Annotated in this window: 1 pseudogene; it reads right to left on the minus strand. The window is 55.3% G+C overall.

Going from position 1 to position 454, the window contains the following annotated elements:
- Nucleotides 1-102 precede the first annotated feature (102 nt).
- Nucleotides 103-454 (minus strand): annotated as a pseudogene (locus ACTHTJ_RS10850) (hypothetical protein); the annotation flags it as partial.

The following is a 454-nucleotide window of genomic DNA, read 5'->3' on the forward strand; positions in this document are numbered from 1 at the left end:
GCTCAAAGGCCGTCTGAAAACGGGACGATGGGGTTCAGATAGCCCGAATATAGTTTCGAAAATAGAGAGGTTTTCGATGTTTTGCGCTTTGCTGCGTGCCATCTAGGGGCTAATGGTGCCTTGGCGGACAAGGGTTTGCAGGGCTTGCTCGCGGGTTTGCATACCGTGGGCCTGAACGGTTTGGAGGGCGGCGTTGATTTGGGCGATTTTGTTTTCGCAGATGAGGCTGCGCACGGCCGGTGTGGAAATCAGGATTTCGTGCGCGGCGACGCGGCCGTTGCCACCGCGGGTTTTCAGCAGGGTTTGGGAAATTATAGCACGCAAGGATTCGGACAAAATGGAGCATACGATTTCTTTTTCGCCGGCAGGGAATACGTCGACCATACGGTCGATGGTTTTGGCGGCGCCGGTCGCGTGCCTATCTACTATCCACACCTGACACTGCCGAACAACT

Source organism: Neisseria sp. P0018.S001 (assembly GCF_051957355.1).
GTDB lineage: Bacteria > Pseudomonadota > Gammaproteobacteria > Burkholderiales > Neisseriaceae > Neisseria > Neisseria subflava_A.